The sequence below is a fragment of the Streptomyces sp. NPDC016459 genome (assembly GCF_040632845.1).
In the GTDB taxonomy this organism is placed as follows: domain Bacteria; phylum Actinomycetota; class Actinomycetes; order Streptomycetales; family Streptomycetaceae; genus Streptomyces.
Window position 1 is genome coordinate 276,703 of record NZ_JBEYCR010000006.1, and the last position, 16,301, is coordinate 293,003.

13 protein-coding genes are annotated in these 16,301 nt (G+C 71.2%); 5 read left to right on the forward strand and 8 right to left on the reverse strand.

Annotated features, from left to right (window positions below):
* Nucleotides 1-69: 69 nt before the first annotated feature.
* Complete coding sequence (locus tag ABZ567_RS17920) at nucleotides 70-1,767, reverse strand: ABC transporter ATP-binding protein (protein WP_360790512.1); 1,698 nt, start codon at nucleotides 1,765-1,767, stop codon at nucleotides 70-72.
* 229 nt (nucleotides 1,768-1,996) lie between these two features.
* Between ABZ567_RS17920 and ABZ567_RS17925 the strand changes: the two genes are divergently transcribed.
* From ABZ567_RS17925 to ABZ567_RS17935, 3 genes are read left to right on the forward strand one after another with little or no spacing between them, the layout of a single operon-like run.
* The gene (locus tag ABZ567_RS17925; protein WP_360790515.1) at nucleotides 1,997-3,097 is read left to right on the forward strand and encodes an iron chelate uptake ABC transporter family permease subunit; all 1,101 of its coding nucleotides are present in this window, start codon (nucleotides 1,997-1,999) and stop codon (nucleotides 3,095-3,097) included.
* A complete protein-coding gene (locus ABZ567_RS17930; protein WP_360790518.1) occupies nucleotides 3,094-4,206 on the forward strand; it encodes an iron chelate uptake ABC transporter family permease subunit in 1,113 nt (370 codons plus the stop codon). Before ABZ567_RS17925 ends, ABZ567_RS17930 begins: the two co-directional genes overlap by 4 nt.
* Complete coding sequence (locus tag ABZ567_RS17935; protein WP_360790521.1) at nucleotides 4,203-5,090, forward strand: ABC transporter ATP-binding protein; 888 nt, start codon at nucleotides 4,203-4,205, stop codon at nucleotides 5,088-5,090. Before ABZ567_RS17930 ends, ABZ567_RS17935 begins: the two co-directional genes overlap by 4 nt.
* Before the next feature lie 172 nt (nucleotides 5,091-5,262).
* Here ABZ567_RS17935 and argB read toward each other — a convergent pair whose 3' ends face one another.
* The 4 genes from argB to ABZ567_RS17955 all read right to left on the reverse strand — a co-directional run bounded on the left by argB (nucleotide 5,263) and on the right by ABZ567_RS17955 (nucleotide 9,757).
* The gene (argB, locus tag ABZ567_RS17940) at nucleotides 5,263-6,204 is read right to left on the reverse strand and encodes an acetylglutamate kinase (RefSeq protein ID WP_360790524.1); all 942 of its coding nucleotides are present in this window, start codon (nucleotides 6,202-6,204) and stop codon (nucleotides 5,263-5,265) included.
* Nucleotides 6,205-6,363: 159 nt separating this feature from the next.
* Nucleotides 6,364-7,095, reverse strand: coding sequence for a hypothetical protein (locus ABZ567_RS17945; RefSeq protein ID WP_360790527.1), 732 nt, complete (start codon nucleotides 7,093-7,095; stop codon nucleotides 6,364-6,366).
* Nucleotides 7,096-7,273: 178 nt separating this feature from the next.
* Entirely contained in the window at nucleotides 7,274-7,912 is a 639-nt protein-coding gene (locus ABZ567_RS17950) for a beta-glucanase (protein ID WP_360790924.1), read from the reverse strand.
* A 264-nt stretch (nucleotides 7,913-8,176) separates the two neighbouring features.
* Nucleotides 8,177-9,757, reverse strand: a complete 1,581-nt coding sequence (locus tag ABZ567_RS17955; protein WP_360790530.1) for a pectate lyase — start codon at nucleotides 9,755-9,757, stop codon at nucleotides 8,177-8,179.
* Nucleotides 9,758-10,176: 419 nt separating this feature from the next.
* Here ABZ567_RS17955 and ABZ567_RS17960 point away from each other — a divergent pair, with 419 nt between their 5' ends.
* Nucleotides 10,177-10,551, forward strand: a complete 375-nt coding sequence (locus tag ABZ567_RS17960) for a VOC family protein (protein ID WP_360790532.1) — start codon at nucleotides 10,177-10,179, stop codon at nucleotides 10,549-10,551.
* Between the two features lie 668 nt (nucleotides 10,552-11,219).
* Complete coding sequence (locus tag ABZ567_RS17965) at nucleotides 11,220-12,878, forward strand: BCCT family transporter (protein WP_360790535.1); 1,659 nt, start codon at nucleotides 11,220-11,222, stop codon at nucleotides 12,876-12,878.
* A gap of 52 nt (nucleotides 12,879-12,930) precedes the next feature.
* On the opposite strand, the gene ABZ567_RS17970 is transcribed toward ABZ567_RS17965, so the two are convergent.
* The 3 genes from ABZ567_RS17970 to ABZ567_RS17980 all read right to left on the reverse strand — a co-directional run bounded on the left by ABZ567_RS17970 (nucleotide 12,931) and on the right by ABZ567_RS17980 (nucleotide 16,181).
* Entirely contained in the window at nucleotides 12,931-14,250 is a 1,320-nt protein-coding gene (locus ABZ567_RS17970) for a sugar ABC transporter permease (protein ID WP_360790538.1), read from the reverse strand.
* Nucleotides 14,247-15,026, reverse strand: coding sequence for an ATP-binding cassette domain-containing protein (locus ABZ567_RS17975; RefSeq protein WP_360790541.1), 780 nt, complete (start codon nucleotides 15,024-15,026; stop codon nucleotides 14,247-14,249). The genes ABZ567_RS17970 and ABZ567_RS17975 overlap by 4 nt, the downstream gene beginning before the upstream one ends.
* Nucleotides 15,027-15,095: 69 nt before the next feature.
* Nucleotides 15,096-16,181: a substrate-binding domain-containing protein gene (locus tag ABZ567_RS17980; protein ID WP_360790544.1), complete on the reverse strand. Its 1,086-nt coding sequence runs from the start codon at nucleotides 16,179-16,181 to the stop codon at nucleotides 15,096-15,098.
* Nucleotides 16,182-16,301: the final 120 nt, after the last annotated feature.

Below are 16,301 nucleotides of genomic sequence, written 5' to 3' on the forward strand. Positions count from 1 at the left end.
CTTCTGTCCCTCTCGTACGTTCTTCGGCGGCCTGGGCGGGGCTTGCGGCCTTCGTCTCTTCGGCGGGTGTCATGCCAGCACCGCCGCTCGGTACGTCGCGTCGGCGGCGAGGAGTTCGGTGTGGTGGCCGGCGGCCCGTACGGCGCCGTCCTCCAGGACGATCACCCGGTCGGTGACGGCTAGGAGCGCGGGGCTCGTGGTGACCAGGACCGTGGTGCGGTCCCGGCGGACCTCGCGCAGCCGGGCGGCGATCCGTGACTCGGTCACGGTGTCCACGGCGGTCGTCGGATCGTGCAGGACGAGTACGGGCCGGTCGGCGGCGAGCGCCCGCGCGAGCGCCACACGCTGGCGCTGGCCGCCCGAGAGGGACCGTCCGCGTTCGGCGAGGAGGGTGTCCCCGCCGTCGGGGAGGAGCCGGGCGACATCGTCGGCGGCCGAGGCCCTGAGGGCACGCTCGACCGCCGGAGAGCCGTCGTCGGCCCCGGCCCGGACGTTGTCGAGGAGGGTGCTCTCGAACAGGTCCGCGTCGTGGTGGGCGACCAGGACCACCCGGCGCAGGGCGTCGGGGTCGAGCGAGGTCAGGGGAGTGCCGTCGAGTTCCACCGCTCCCTCGGCGGGGTCCGCCTCCCGGGCCAGAAGGACGAGGAGGTCGTGGGCGGCGGCCGGGTCACGGGCGACGACCCCGGTCAGACTGCCGGCCGGGAGTTCGAGGTCCACGCCCTTGAGCGCGCCGAGGGTCACCCCGCGCAGGGCGAGGTGTCCGGCGGTGGGGCCGTCGGGCACGTCGTGGCCGTCCTCGACGCCCACGGGCGAGGCGAGCACCTCGGCGATCCGCCGGGCCGACGCCCGGCCCTGGGCGAGCTCGGCGTTGACGTAGGTGAGCAGCTGGAACGGGCCGAGGAGGAACTGCGCGAGGCCCACGGCGGCCACCAGGTCGCCGACGCTGATGGTGCCGTCCATCGCGAGGTACGCGCCGACCACGGCGATCACGGCGATGAAGACGCCGGTCAGCGCGAGGATCGCGCCCTCGTGGCCGGCCCGGCTGCGGGCCGCCCGCAGCGCGGCGGACAGTGAGTCCTGGCTCGTGGTGCGGTAGCGGGCGACGGCCGCCGACTCCGCGCCCATGCCCTTGAGGACCCGCAGCCCCGCGACGAGGTCGGCGGCGACGCCCGAGGCGTGGGCGGCGCGCTCCTGCTCGGTCTCGCTGCGCCGTTCGAGCGGCCGGCTGATGCGGTGCCCGAGCCAGAGGAGCGGCGGGATGCCGAGCAGGACGAGCAGGCCGAGCGGGACGGAGATCCTGAGGAGGGCGACGGCGCTGATCACGAGGGCGGCGACGGCGGACACGCCGTACGAGATGACGGTGGCCACCGAGCCCACGCGCCGGGCGTCGTTGGTGGCGATGCTGGTCAGCGCGCCGGGGAGCCGGTTCGCGTCGGCGCCGCCCCGGGGGTGGAGCACCCGTGCGGCGAGGTCGAGCCGGAGCCGGTGCGCGGCGAGTTCACCGCTGCCCTCGGTGATCCGGGCGCTGGTGCGGTAGCAGGTCGACAGGACCAGGAAGAGCACGGCGAGGACCAGCAGCAGCCGCAGGAGCGCGTCGGAGGACCCGGTCGCCACCGCCGTGTCGATGGTGGCGCCGATGACCACCGGCACCAGGGCCTCACAGCCCTGGTGGGTCATGCCGAGCAGAGATGCCGCGATCACCCGGCGGCGTTGTCCTCTGATCACTTGGCGGAGGACAAGTCCCCCCGTCGGTCCGCCCGTTGGCATGTGACTCCTTCACGGAGGTGAGCGAATGGTTAGGTAAGCCTACTCTGACCGGCGGGCCGGGGGGTGCGGTCCGTCGGGGACCGGCCGGCGTCTTCCCGGGGGTGTCGACCGGGTCCCGTCCGGCACGTTGACCACGGAATACGGTTCGGTTAGGCTCACCTAAGTCGGGAGTCGTCGGCCCGCGCGCCGCGGGATTCTCGTCGTACATCTGAACCGCCGCCAGGGGGAGTTGTCGTTGTCCGTCGAATCCCGGGTGGTGTCGGGGCAACCGGCCGAGGAACACCCCGCGGCCAAGGCCCCCGATCCGGCCGCGCCGTCGCGCACGGGCCGCGCCGGTGCGGCGCTCCGGGGCTTAGGACTGGTCATCGGCGTCGCCGCCCTCGTCCTGGTGGGACTCCTCAGCGTCTGGGTGGGCAGTCGGGGCATCCCCTTCACCGCCACCTGGCACGTCCTGTGGAACCCGGACGGCTCGGAGACCTCGGTGATCATCCACGACTACCGCATCCCCCGGACAATCCTCGGCCTCCTCGTCGGCATGGCCCTCGGCCTCGCCGGTGCCCTGATGCAGGCCCTGACGCGCAACCCGCTCGCCGACCCCGGCATGCTCGGCGTCAACCTGGGCGCCTCCGCCGGCGTGGTGGTGGCCATCGCCTTCTTCGGTGTCGCGGCCCCGCTCGGATACGTCTGGTTCGCCCTGGCGGGCGCCGCCGCCGCGTCCGTCGGCGTCTTCCTCCTCGGCTCCTCCGGCCGGAAGCTCGCCTCCCCCGAACGGCTCGTCGTCGCGGGCGCCGCCGTGACCGCCGTGCTGTACGCCTTCAACTGGGCGGTCCTGCTGCTCGATCCGAGGGCCTTCGACCAGTTCCGCTTCTGGACCGTCGGCTCCCTCGCGGGCCGCTACCAGGACATCGTCCTGATGTCCCTGCCGTTCATCGGCGTGGGCCTCGTCATCGCCCTCGTCCTCGCCCCGTCGCTCAACGCCCTGGCCATGGGCGACCAGTTGGGCCGGGCCCTCGGCGTCAACGTCGGCCGGACCCGCGTCCTCGGCGCGGTCGCCGTGATGCTCCTGTGCGGGGCCGCGACCGCCGCCGCAGGACCGATCGGCTTCGTGGGCCTCGCCGTACCGCACATCGCCCGGTTCGTCGTCGGCCCCGACCAGCGTTGGGTCTTCGCGTACTCGATGCTGATCGCCCCCGTCCTCCTCATCGGCTCCGACATCATCGGCCGGGTCCTCGGCGCGCCCGGCGAGGTGCAGGTCGGCATCGTCACCGCGTTCATCGGCGCCCCCCTGTTCATCGCCCTGTGCCGTCGCCGAAAGCTGGTCATGCTGTGACTGCCGTACGGAAGGCGAAGGCCTCCACGCCCGAAGCGGCGCCCGCGCCCGCCGTCGGCCGGCCCCGTGTCGTCAGCGGCCGGGTCGTCCGCAGCCGGGCCGGCGGGGTCTCCGTGCTCGTCCGGGGCCGTACCGTCGCCGTCACCGCGGCCCTCCTCGTCGTGCTCGTCGCCGTCGCGGGTGTCACCCTGACCACCGGCGACTTCGACCTGACCGCCGGGGAGGTCGTGCGGGCACTGACCGGAGACGGATCGGGGGCCGCCGACTTCGTCGTCAACACCCTGCGCATGCCGCGCCTCGTCACCGCCCTCTGCGTCGGCGCCGCCCTCGCCGTGAGCGGCGCCATCCTGCAGAGCATCACGGGCAACCCGCTGGGCAGCCCCGACATCATCGGTTTCACCAACGGCTCCGCGGTCGGCGCCCTGTTCGTCATCGTCGTGGTGCACGGCAGCATGGCGCAGATCGCGCTCGGCGCGCTGATCGGCGGCCTCGCCACGGCCCTCGCCGTCCACCTCCTCATGCTCGGCCGGGGCATCCAGGGCTTCCGGCTCGTCGTCATCGGCATCGGCGTCAGCGCCCTGCTCCTCGCCGTCAACTCGTACCTGATCACCCGCGCCACCTTCCAGGAGGCCCTGGAGGCACAGGCCTGGATGATCGGCAGCCTGGGCAACCGGCTCTGGACGCACGCCCACGCCATCGGCCTGGCCGTCGCGGTACTGCTGCCCCTCGCCTTCCTCCTCTCCCGCCGCCTCTCCATGGTCGAGATGGGCGACACCACCGCCATGGCCCTCGGTGTCGACGTCACGCGCACCCGAACCGTCCTGCTCGTGATCAGCGTCGCCCTGGCCGCGTTCGCGACCGCCGTCACCGGCCCCATCTGGTTCATCGCCCTGGCCGCACCCCAGGTGGCCCGCGGACTCGTCCGTTCGTCCGGGGCCGCCCTGCTGCCCTCCGCCCTCATGGGCGCGGTCATGCTCGCCGTGAGCGACCTCGCCGTGCAGCGCCTCTTCGCCCCCGCGCTCCTCCCGGTCGGCACGGCCACCGGCTGCGTCGGCGGGCTCTACCTCATCTGGCTACTGGTCTCCGAGTCGCGAAAGAGCCGCGCATGACAGCAACGAACGGTCCCGCCTCCCGCCTGCGTGCCGAGAACCTGACCCTCTGCTACGACCAGCGGACCGTGGCGACCGACCTCGCCGTCGAGATCCCCGACCGCTCCTTCACGGTCATCATCGGACCGAACGCCTGCGGCAAGTCCACCCTGCTGACCGCCCTCGCCCGGATGCTCAAGCCGAAGGCAGGGCAGGTCTACCTGGACGGCGCGGCCATCGCCTCGTACCGCTCACGCGAGGTCGCCCGTCGGCTCGGTCTGCTCCCGCAGTCCTCGACCGCCCCCGGCGGCATCACCGTCGGCGACCTCGTCGCCCGCGGCCGCTATCCGCACCAGGGCCTGCTGAAGCAGTGGTCGGCCGACGACGAGACGGCCGTGGTCGAGGCGATGCGGCAGACCGGCGTCCTCGAACTCGCCGACCGGCCCGTCGACGACCTGTCCGGAGGCCAGCGTCAGCGCGTCTGGCTGTCCATGGTCCTCGCCCAGCAGACCTCGATCCTGCTGCTCGACGAGCCGACCACGTTCCTCGACATCGCGCACCAGGTCGAGGTCCTCGACCTGTGCGCCGAACTCCACGCCCGCCGGGGCCACACGATCGTGGCGGTCCTGCACGACCTCAACCAGGCCTGCCGCTACGCCACGCACCTGATCGTGATGCGCCCCGGCGGAGTGATCGCGGCCGAGGGCGACCCGTCGACCGTCATGACCGCCGAACTGGTCGAGGACGTGTTCGGCCTGCCCTGCCGCATCATCGACGACCCGGAGACGGGGACCCCGCTGATGGTCCCGGCGGCTCCCAGGCGCTACGCGCCGACCGACCTCGACCCGGCGATGGACCCCCACGCGGAGGACCCCGCCCGCACGGTGATGGCCAGGACGCCCTGACGACGGCGCCCGGGAACGGACGGCCCGCGCTCCGTACGAGGCCGACGAACGCGCGCCTTCTCGCCATGGGGGCCGCTGCGGCGGGACGCCCTGCGGGGACCCGCTCCACCCGTCGCCCACGACCTTGCGGATCGGGCGGGGAGGGAGCGCGGGCCGGCCACCCGGGAGGGGGTCACGCGCGGGACTCCTCGTCCTCCGGCGCCTCGTCGGGCAGCACCGTGGTGCCGGGGTTCTCCTCGGTGAGGACGCCTCGGAGGACGGCGTGGGGCGTACGCCCGTCGAGGACGTGGACCCGGCCGACTCCCGACCGGACGGCCCGCAGACAGCCCTCCATCTTGGGCAGCATCCCGCCCGCGAGGCCGGGGAGCAGGGCGGCCAGTTCGCCGGCGTGCAGACGGGGTATCACCTCGGTGCTTCGCGGCCAGTCCGCGTAGAGCCCGGGAACGTCCGTGAGCATCACGAGCCGGTCGGCGCCGAGGGCGACGGCGATGGCCGAGGCCGCGAGGTCGGCGTTCACGTTGTAGACCTGCCCGTCCGTGCCTCGCGCGACGGGGGAGACGACCGGGATACGGCCCCCCGCGACGAGGTTCCGCACCGTGTCCGGGGCCACGGTCACGATGTCGCCGACGAGACCGATGTCGACGGGCCGGCCGTCCACCCAGGCCGGGCGGCGCACGGCGGTCAGCGTGTGCGCGTCCTCGCCGGACATGCCGACGGCGAACGGCCCATGGGCGTTGATGGCGCCGACGAGTTCCCGCTGTACCTGCCCGGTCAACACCATGCGGACCACGTCCATGGCCTCCGGCGTGGTCACCCGCAGCCCCGCCTCGAACCGGACCTCGAGGGCGAGCCGACCGAGCATCGCGCTGATCTGGGGGCCGCCCCCGTGCACCACGACCGGGTGCAGTCCCGCCTGCCACAGTTCGACGACGTCCTGCGCGAACGAGCGCCGGAGCGCGGCGTCCACCAGGGTGCTGCCGCCGCACTTGACGACGACGGTACGGCCCCGCGCCTCCTCCGACCACGGGACGTCCCGCGAGGACTGTTCCGCGACCGTCGCGACGTTCCCCGCTTCCACGGCACCGGCAGCGCGCTGTCCGTCGAGCGTCCTCATCACCGTTCCCCCTCCGCAGCGCACCCCAAGTGGGCGCACACGAAGTTAACTTAGCCTAACCTAAGCATCTTGGGGGTGGAACTGCACTGCCGACGCGCCTCCTTGGGGTGAACAACGCGCGATTTCCCATGGCTGCACGCGAGTTGCGCTCAGGAGCGATCAGCCCGGAGAGCCCCACGCCGTCGTCAGACCGTCGAGCCACGCGGGCGGAAGCTCGGCCGCGTCCCACTCCTCGTGCAGGGCCGACGGCGTCGCGGCGAGACGCTCCAGCACGGCGACGCTGGTGGGGGAGTGCACGAGGGAGTAGCGGCCGTGGATCGCGATCGGGCTGCCGGGCCCGAACTCCGCGTACAGCCGCTCCAGGTGTCCGTGATGCGCCGAGGCGAACTCCGTCAGCCGCCCCGGATACCCCGCCCGCTGCCGGGGGCTCATCGTGCGGAGGACGGCGCCGAGCACCTGCTCCGTCACCTCGGGATCGAGGTCGGAGACCTCGGCGAACGACAGGTACAGCGGTGTGACCGCCACCTTCGCCCGCTCCATCTCCGCCCGCTCGACGGGGGAGCGCTCGTCGGCGGACGAGGCCGTGGGGCCGGAGGTGACGGCACGGACGAGGGCCTGCTCGGCGACGGCCCCGAGCTCGTCGGTCACCGCCCGGACTCCGTCGGCCCAGCCGGACGCGTACAGCTCGCCCTTCTCCTCCGGCGCGCTCCACCGGTCGCCGCCGAGCTCGGAGTGCGCGAGGGCGAGAGCACCGGCCTCGACGAGCCCGATCAGCTCCTCGGCATCGCCTGTGTAGACCCCCGCGCGGGCGAGAAGCTGGAGCAGTGTGCTCTTCGCGTTGAGCACACTGGCCACGTCGAGCTGCTGCCGTCCCTCGTCGGCGGTGTTCATGGGGGAGTCCTCCTCGTCGTACGGACGGCCCGGTGCGGGCGCGCGGAACGCTCCGTCGGAGCCTACGCAACGCCTGTTCCCCGAGAGTCCGCCTCCCCCTCGTGTTCCTGATCGAAGGCAAGGCCGCCGACGCGTTCCCGAAGGAGGACGAGTGCCGCCGACCCGCGTCGGGGAGGGATCAGCCCCGGTACACGCGCAGCTCCGCCACCTCGTACGACATCTCCGACGTGCCGGCGTCCGGCGCCGGGTGGTACCGCCCCGCGCACACCGACAGGTTCACGATCAGATGGGCCCGCCAGGAGCGCCCCACCCCGCGCCGGTCGTCGAACACCCGCGCGCCGTTGACCCACCACACCACGTTGCGCGCACCCAGCTCGACCCGGAGGTCCACCCAGGCCCCCGGCTGGACGGCCGGGTCCCGGTAGTAGTGGTGGCGGCCCCGGATCCGGTTCGACAGCTCCAGCAGGTCCGGGTTGTCGGGGTGGTACTCGAAGACGTCGATCTCCTGCCCGCCGTCGAGCCAGGTCCAGATCGCCGGCCAGGCACCGGTCTCCACCGGCAGTCGCACCCGCGCCTCCAGGATGTCACCGGCCCGCACCAGGAAGCCCTCGGAGCTGCCCTCGGTCGTGAGCAGTCCCGCGTCCCAGTTGCCGTCGGACCGCCGGGTCGCCCGGAAGACCCCCGTCCTGCTGTACGAGGGGTCCTCCACGAGGTGGTCGAGCTTGTTGTCGCCCGGGTTGGTCGGCCCGCCGCCGGGATAGGCCCAGGACCGGCCCGCGACCCACTGCTCGGCGGAGGAGAAGTCCGCGTCGAGCACGAGGGTCCCCGGTGCTCGGGCGGGCCCGCCCGGACCGGCGCCACCACGCCTCAACAGCCGGTCGAAGAAGTCGGACAGCACGGCACGCTCCTTTCGCGGGGGTATGGCCCGGCATGCGGAGGATGCTGCCCATCGGGAACGGCCCGTACGCGGCGCGCCGTGCCGTTGGCGACAAGTCGTCACGTAGGTGTCGCCCCCCCATGGCCCAGGAGTGACCGGTCCGGGCCCGGACAACTCCGGACCCGGACCGAGGACGCGCGGCGGCTAGCCGGCGTACGTCTCGAACTCGGCGATCCGGGGGGTCCCGGTCGAGCTGACGATCTCGAAGGTGAGCTTCGTCAGGGCGGTCCGGGGGATGGTGATGACGCCCGCGCCACTGCCGGACTTGAGAACGGCGCCGGTGTCGCCGTTCAGGACCCGCCAGGACCCGATGGCGCCCGTCGCGCCCGCCGCCTCACGGATGGCGAGGGAGGAGACGCTGGTGGCGGAGCCCCACTTGATCGACACGGAGCCGGTCGCGCCGGCCGGCGACCAGTACGTACTCAGGTTGGCGTCCCGCACGTTGCCGTAGCTCGTACCGTCCGCCTTGCTCGAACCGTCGGAGCCGGCCCCGATGCTGAGGTTGGTTCCGCCCGGCTGGGTCGGCCCGGGGGTGGGCGTGGTGGGAACCGGAGTGGTGGCGGTCGGCGTGGGCGTGGGGGTCGTGGACGTCGCCGTCGGGGTGGGCGTGGGTGTCTGCGGCGAGCAGGTGCCGTTCGACACCTGAAGCCCCTTGCCGGCGCCCGCCGTCCTGCCGACGACGTCCGGCACGCAGGTGGCGGGGTCGAGGGTGAAGGCGTACGGGATGGCGACGGTGGTGTTCGACTGCGGGTTCGGCCCGGCCGGGTTGTTGTCGGTGCCGCGGGCGGACCAGGTCACGTTGTCGAAGACGTTGCCGCCGACCTGCCAGTATCCGGCCGCGTCCGTGTAGAAGGTGCCGAGGACGTCCTTGGAGTCCTCGAAGTAGTTGTTGTCCACCTTGGCGCGGGCGCCGGCCCGGGAGTTGATGCCGGACTCGTTGATCCGCAGGTAGTGGTTGTTGTACATGTGGCCGATGCCGCCGCGGAGCAGGGGCGCGCGCGAGTCGATGTTCTCGTACAGGTTGTGGTGGTACGTGATGAAACCGTTGGAGAGTTCCGTCTCGCTGGATCCGACGAGGCCGCCGCGACCGGAGTTGCGCAGGACGCTGTACGACAGGGTCACGTACTGGGTGTTGTCCTTCATGTCGAAGAGGCCGTCGTAGCCCTCGGACTCACCGCCCGACGCCTCCAGGGTGACGTGATCGACCCAGACGTTGCGGACGTTGCTCTCCATGCCGATGGCGTCACCACCGTTGGAGATGGGTGAGCCGGACTTCTTCACGTTCCTGACGGTCACGTTCTGGATAATGATGTTGCGGGACTCGCGTATGTGGATGCCGAGTTGGTCGAAGACGGCACCCGCACCGACCCCGACGATGGTGACGTTGCTGATCTGCTTGAGCTCGATGACACCGGCCGCCGTGCTGCAGCTGGTGCCCGACACCTTGGCGGTGTTGGCGTGGTTGACGGTTCCCTCGACCTGGATGGTGATCGGGGTGTCGCTGCTGGCCCGGCCGCACAGGGCCGCGTGGATCTGGGTGCCGGTGGTGGCCCGCACCGTCTGCCCGCCGGCGCCGCCGGTGGTTCCGCCGTTCTGCGTCGCGTAACCGGTGGCGCCGCCGGTCGCGGCCGCAGCCTGAGGCATCGACAGCACCACGCCGGTGGCGGCCGCCAAGGCCATCGCTGCCGCTGCCGCGTGAAGTCGAAATGCGACTGGTCGTCTCATGCTCGCCGTCCTTCTGGTCTGTGAACGTTTGGGGGTGGGACGCCGTTCGGCCCGGGGCGAACCGTTCACGGCAGCCTTGGGGGAGCCGTCCGTGAACACATGGAAAGCGCTTTCTGCCCGGGACAATAGGGTGCCCCCTGAGGCGTGGCAAGGCTTCGCGCAGCGTCGGAGCCCAAGCCTCGGAAGGCGGGAGCGGGGAGTCCCCGACTCCTTGCCAACCCCGGTCTTGATCAAGTAGCGTCGCTCGACGTGAACACCGGACCGGCGACTCGACGCCACACACAGACGGGCCATCCGGTGGACGACTGACCGCTCGGAGGGTGCGCCACAAGCACCCCCTCGGTTCGGCGCGTGGGCCTCCTCGGTGCGCAAGCACGACGAGTCCGTTTCCGTGTCGAATCACCAGCGAGGTCATCCACATGGCAGTCACGTTCAACCACACCATCATCGCCGCCAAGGACCGCCACGAATCGGCGACGTTCTTCCGGGAGTTGCTGGAACTCCCCGAAGCGCCGTCCTGGGGCCCCTTCCTCAACGTCCAGCTCGCCGACGGCGTGCTCATCCAGTTCGCCGAGCCCCCGTTCGAGATCCAGATGCAGCACTACGCGTTCCTCGTCGACGACGAGCTGTTCGACCGCGCGTACGGGCGGCTCCGCGACCAGGGGATCGAGCACTGGGCCGACCCGCAGATGCAGCGTCCCGGGGAGACCAACACCGAACACGGCGGCCGGGGCGTCTACTTCAAGGACCCCGCCGGTCACGCCTTCGAGCTGATCACGCGGCCGTATCTGTAGGCCCCGTACGCGGAGACCCGGTCGGGCGCCCCTCACGGGTGCCCGACCGGCCGCCGGCTCGGCAGGCACTCGGCCGACAGACTCCCCGTCACGGGCCACGACGCCGCCGCGCACCGCCATGCCCCGGTCGATCGGGTCCGGGGGCGAAGTCGAGGCCGTGCCCGAGAGTGGAGCCGCGCCCAAAAATGAACCCGAGCCCGAAAGCGAACCCGAGCCCGAAAGCGAACCCGAGCCCGGAAGTGAACCCGAGCCCGAGCCCGAAGTCGTATCCGAAACCGCCGTCGAGCCCGCCGCCCCCGTGTCCGACCCGCCCACGCCGGGCTTCCGGGGATCGTCGGCCCCGGTCGTCGAGCCGGTCCCGTGTCTGTCCGCCACCTGTGCCGACTTCTTCCGTCCTCTTCCGCCCCGCGTTCGAGGTGCCCCGCGGCCGAGGGTGCGTCGGCCCCCGAACGGTCACCGGGGAGGCCGTGAGGGCCTGTTGGTCCCCGGAGTCGGGCCTCGTCTGTGGTACTGCCTTAGCAGGACATCTGCATATCTGCCATGTCATGTCTGGATCGCGTAGTTCCGAACCGTCGTAGAGCCGTGAAAGGTGTCATCCCTTGCAGGAGGAGAAGAGGCCCGACGGCCGCAGAGCCGACGGTGAGCGGGGCGGAAGAAGCCGCCTTTCGGTGAGGGCCAATCTGCCCCACCGCCCCGACCACCACCATCGCGCCCGTACCGACTGGATCGTGTTCGGGGTCAGCGCCGTCCTCACGGTGGCCTTCGTCGTCTGGGGCGCCACGGCCACGGACAGTCTGCAGAGCACGTCGAGCTCCCTCCTGGAAGGGCTGATCACCAACGGCGGCTGGGCGTTCATGCTGGCCGCGTCCGGTTTCGTCGTCTTCGCGCTCTGGCTGGCCATCAGCCGCTACGGGCGGATCACGCTGGGCCAGGAGGGGGAGGGCCCGGAGTTCCGCACGGTGTCGTGGATCGCCATGATGTTCAGCGCGGGTATGGGTATCGGCCTCATGTTCTACGGCGTGAGCGAGCCGCTCGCCCACTACGGCACCCCGCCGCCCGGCACCCAGCCCGCCGACTCGGCCGAGCGGATGCAGACCGCGATGGCCACCACGCTCTTCCACTGGACGCTCCACCCGTGGGCGATCTACGCGGTCGTGGGACTCGCCATCGCGTACTCCACGTTCCGGCGGCGCCGCCGTCAGACGATCAGCGCCGTCTTCGTCCCCCTGATGGGCGAGCGGCGGGCGTACGGTGGGCCCGGCCGGTTCATCGACATCCTGGCCATCTTCGCCACCCTGTTCGGCTCCGCGGCCTCGCTGGGCCTGGGCGCGCTCCAGATCGGCAGCGGCTTCCAGGAACTGGGCTGGATGGAGAAGACCGGCACCGGGCTGCTCGTCGCCATCATCGCGGTGCTCACCGCGGCCTTCGTCCTGTCCGCCGTGTCCGGTGTGGAGAAGGGCATCCAGTGGCTCTCCAACACCAACATGGTGCTGGCCGCCGTGCTCGCCCTGTTCGTGTTCGTGGCCGGCCCCACCATCATCGTGCTCGACCTGCTGCCCACCTCGCTCGCCGCCTACGTGGGCGACCTCCCGCAGCTGGCCGGCCGCACCGAGGCGACCAGCGGCGCGAACATCCACGACTGGCTCGGCAGCTGGACGGTCTTCTACTGGGCCTGGTGGATCTCCTGGACGCCGTTCGTCGGCATGTTCATCGCGCGGATCAGCCGGGGCCGGACCATCCGCCAGTTCGTCGGCGGGGTCATCCTGGTGCCCAGCACCGTCAGCCTGGTGTGGTTCGCGGTCTTCGGCGGCACGGCGATGAAGCTCAGCGAGCAGGGCGAACTCGCGGGGGAGACCACCCCGGAGGGGCAACTCTTCGGCGTGCTTCAGGAGTTCCCGATCGCCGGCGCGATGAGTCTCCTCGTCATGATCCTCGTGGGGATCTTCTTCGTCTCGGGTGCGGACGCCGCCTCGATCGTCATGGGCACGCTCTCCCAGCGCGGCGCCTTCGAGCCGACCCGCCTCGTCGTCGTGTTCTGGGGCGTGGTGACCGGAGCGGTCGCGGCCATCATGCTCCTCATCGGCGACGGCCAGGGCGACGCACTGGCAGGCTTGCAGAACCTGACGATCCTCGTGGCGGCGCCGTTCGTCCTCGTCATGATCGGCATGTGCGTGGCCCTGATGCGGGACCTGCGCGAGGACCCGCTCATCGTCCGGGGGGAGGTGGGCCTCGAAGTCGTCGAACTCGCCGTGATCGCGGGACACGAGCAGTACGACGGCGACTTCGAACTACGCATCGGCCCCGGCACCACGGACACGTCCGACTAGCTAGTTAGGGCCTTTCGTTTGGATCAGGCCTGACCCGGGGACCCCGCCCCGATCACGCCCGGCCCGCCGCCTTCTGGCTTCGGCGGGACAGGGAGTCGACGACCACGGCCGCCAGCAGGACCGAGCCCGTGATCATGAACTGGACGGCGTTGCTGACGCCCATGATGTTCATACCGGACTGGATGGAGCCGATCACCAGCGCGCCGAGCAGGGCGGACCAGACCGAGCCGCGGCCGCCGAAGAGGCTCGTGCCGCCGATGACGGCGGCGGCGATCACGTTCATCAGGAGGTTGCCGCCGCCGGAGGTCTGGCTCGCGGACTGGATCTGGCCGGCGAGGAAGATCCCGCCGATCGCGGCCATGGTCCCGGCGATCGAGAAGACGGACATCCGCACGAACGGCACACTGATACCGGCCCGGCGCGCCCCCTCGATGTTGCCGCCCACCGCGAAGATCCGCCGGCCGTAGGTGGTGCGCCGCAGCACGAAGTCCAGGAGCACCAGCACGATCAGGAAGATCAGCAGGGCCAGGGGCAGGCCCTGGTAGCGGTTGAGGATGTACGCGGTGGTGAAGGCGAGCGCGGCGATGACGGCCGTGCGCAGCGCGATCTCGGCGACCGGACGGAACGGCACCCGGGCCGCCCGGCGGCGCCTGGCGTCGAGGAGCGAGGCCGCCAGGAACAGCCCGACCCCGACGGCGGCCGTCACGTACGCGGCGGCCGGGCTGTGGTAGACCGTCGAGTACAGCCGGGAGACGATGCTCTCGCTCGGGATGTTGACCGTGCCGCTGGTGCCGAGCACCTGGAGCATCAGCCCGTTCCAGGCGAGGTTGCCCGCGAGTGTGACCACGAAGGCCGGTACGCCGACCTTCGCGAAGAAGAACCCCTGGAGGAGACCGACGACCGCTCCGCCCGCCACGGCGATCAGAAGCGCCAGCCACTGGTTCATGCCGTTCAGGACGTTGAGCACGGCGAAGATCGCGGCACACAGACCGCTGACCGAGCCGACCGAGAGGTCGATCTCGCCGAGCAGCAGGACGAAGACGATGCCGACGGCGATCATGCCGGTGCCGACGATCTGCTGACTGAGGTCCGAGAGGTTCTGGGCCGAGAGGAACGTGCTGTTCAGGCTGCCGAAGACCGTCCAGATGATGATCACGGCGAGCACGACCGGAAGGGAGCCCAGCTCACCACTGCGCACCTTGCGCCGGAACTCGCCCACGTACCCCTTGAGGCCCTCTTCGCGGACGAGGAGGCGCGTGTCGACGGCCGGCACGGAGCCGGGCGCCGGTTCCTGGGTGTCGCCCGCGCCGGGACTTCCGCCCGCGCCGGGACTTCCGCCCGTAGGGTCCGCGCGGCCTCGGTCGCGGCTCATCGCTCCTCCTCCTGCTTACGGGCCCGGCGGCGGGTGACGGCGCTGTCGGTGGCCCCCGTGATCGCGGAGATGATCTCCTCGGTGGACGTGGAGCGCTTGTCGAAGAAGCCGTTGTTCCGGCCGAGGCGCATCACGGCGATCCGGTCGGCGACCGCCATCACGTCCACCATGTTGTGGCTGATCAGGATGGTCCCGAGGCCCTGCTCACGCAGCCGCTCCACCAGGTCGAGGACCTCGGCGGTCTGCTCCACACCCAGGGCGGCGGTGGGCTCGTCCAGGATGACGACCTTCGGCGCGCCGATCAGCGAGCGCGCGATCGCCACCGTCTGACGCTGACCACCGGACAGGGACGCGACGGGGATGCGTACGCTCGGGATGCGGATCGACAGGGTGTCGAGCAGCTCGCGCGCACGCTGGTCCATGCGGACCTCGTCGAGGACGCCGAAGCGGCGCAGCTCCCGGCCCAGGAACAGATTGGCGACCACGTCCAGGTTGTCGCACAGGGCCAGGTCCTGGTAGACCGTGGCGATCCCCAGGTTCTGGGCGTCGTGCGGCCGGCCGATGGAGACCGGGCGGCCCTCCCAGGTGATGACGCCCTCGTCGGGCGGGTTCACCCCGGCGATCGCCTTGACGGCGGTGGACTTGCCGGCGCCGTTGTCGCCGACGAGCGCGACCACCTCACCGGGGTGCACGTCCAGGTCGAAGTCCTTCAGCGCCTGCACCGCGCCGAACCGTTTCGAGACCCCTCGCAGTGTGAGCACGGGTGACTCCGGCAACGGAACCGCCTCCTCCGCTCGCCCGCTCGCACGGGTCGCTCCGCCCCACCGGGATGGAAAGCCACGCGGCTACTGGAGACCGGCCTCCTTGCAGGCCGCGGCGTACGTCGGGGTGCAGATCTCCTGGACCGTGTACAGGCCGTCCTTCACGACGGTGTCCTTGATGTTGGTCTTGTCGACCACCACCGGTGTCAGCAGGTTGGCCGGGACCTTCTGACCGCTGCCGCTGGTGACGGTGGTGGGCGTCAGATCGGCCGGGAGCGGCTTGCCCTCGGCGAGGTTGACCGCCATGGTGGCCGCGATGTCGGCCTCCGGCTTGTACGGCTTCTCGACCGTGATCGTCTGGGTGCCGAGCAGGATCCGCTGGATCGCGTCGAGCTGCGCGTCCTGGCCGGTCAGCGGCACGTTCATGCCCGCCGCCTTCAGGGCGGTGGCGATGCCGGCGGCCAGTCCGTCGTTGGCCGAGTAGACACCGACGATCTTGTCCTTGCCCAGGGCGCTGATCGCACCGGACATCTGCTGGTTGGCGTTGTTCGGGTCCCAGTTCGGCGTGTCGTACTCCTTGCCGATCTTCACCTTGCCGTCCAGGACCGAGTGCGCCCCGGCCTTGAACTCCGCCGCGTTCGGGTCGGTCGGCGAGCCGTTGTGCATCACGATCTCGCCGCTCCCGGCCTTGTCGCCGAGCGCGTCGAGGAGCGCCTTGCCCTGGAGTTCGCCCACCTTGCGGTTGTCGTACGAGACGTAGGCGTCGACCGGGCCCTGGGCGAGGCGGTCGTAGGCGATGACCTTGACGCCCGCGTCACGGGCCTTCTGCACGGAGGACTGGATCGACTTCGCGTCCACCGCGTCCAGGATGAGGACCTTGTCGCCCTTGGCGAGTGCCGTGTTCACCTGCTGCTGCTGGGTGGTGGCGTTCTCGGCGGCGTTGTAGTAGTCGATCTGGGCGTCAGGGGCCAGTTCCTTGATCTTGGCCTCGATGTATGGCCGGTCGAACTTCTCGTACCGCGTGGTCTTGCTCTCCGGCAGCAGCAGGCCGATCTTCACCTCGCCCTGGGCCGCGGACTCCGGCTGGGACGCCCCGCTGGTCGCGACCGCCCCCGCGCAGAGGGCAGTCGCTCCGGCCAGGGCTATCGCGCCACGCAATGTACGGGTCATGGCAGGCTCCTTCCGTACGCCCCCGTACCGCCGCCGCGGGAGCGGGGGGACGAAGGTGTGCATGTGGCCATATATCGACATTAGCGTCAACCCGGTGACCGGCAAGCGGGTGACCCGCTC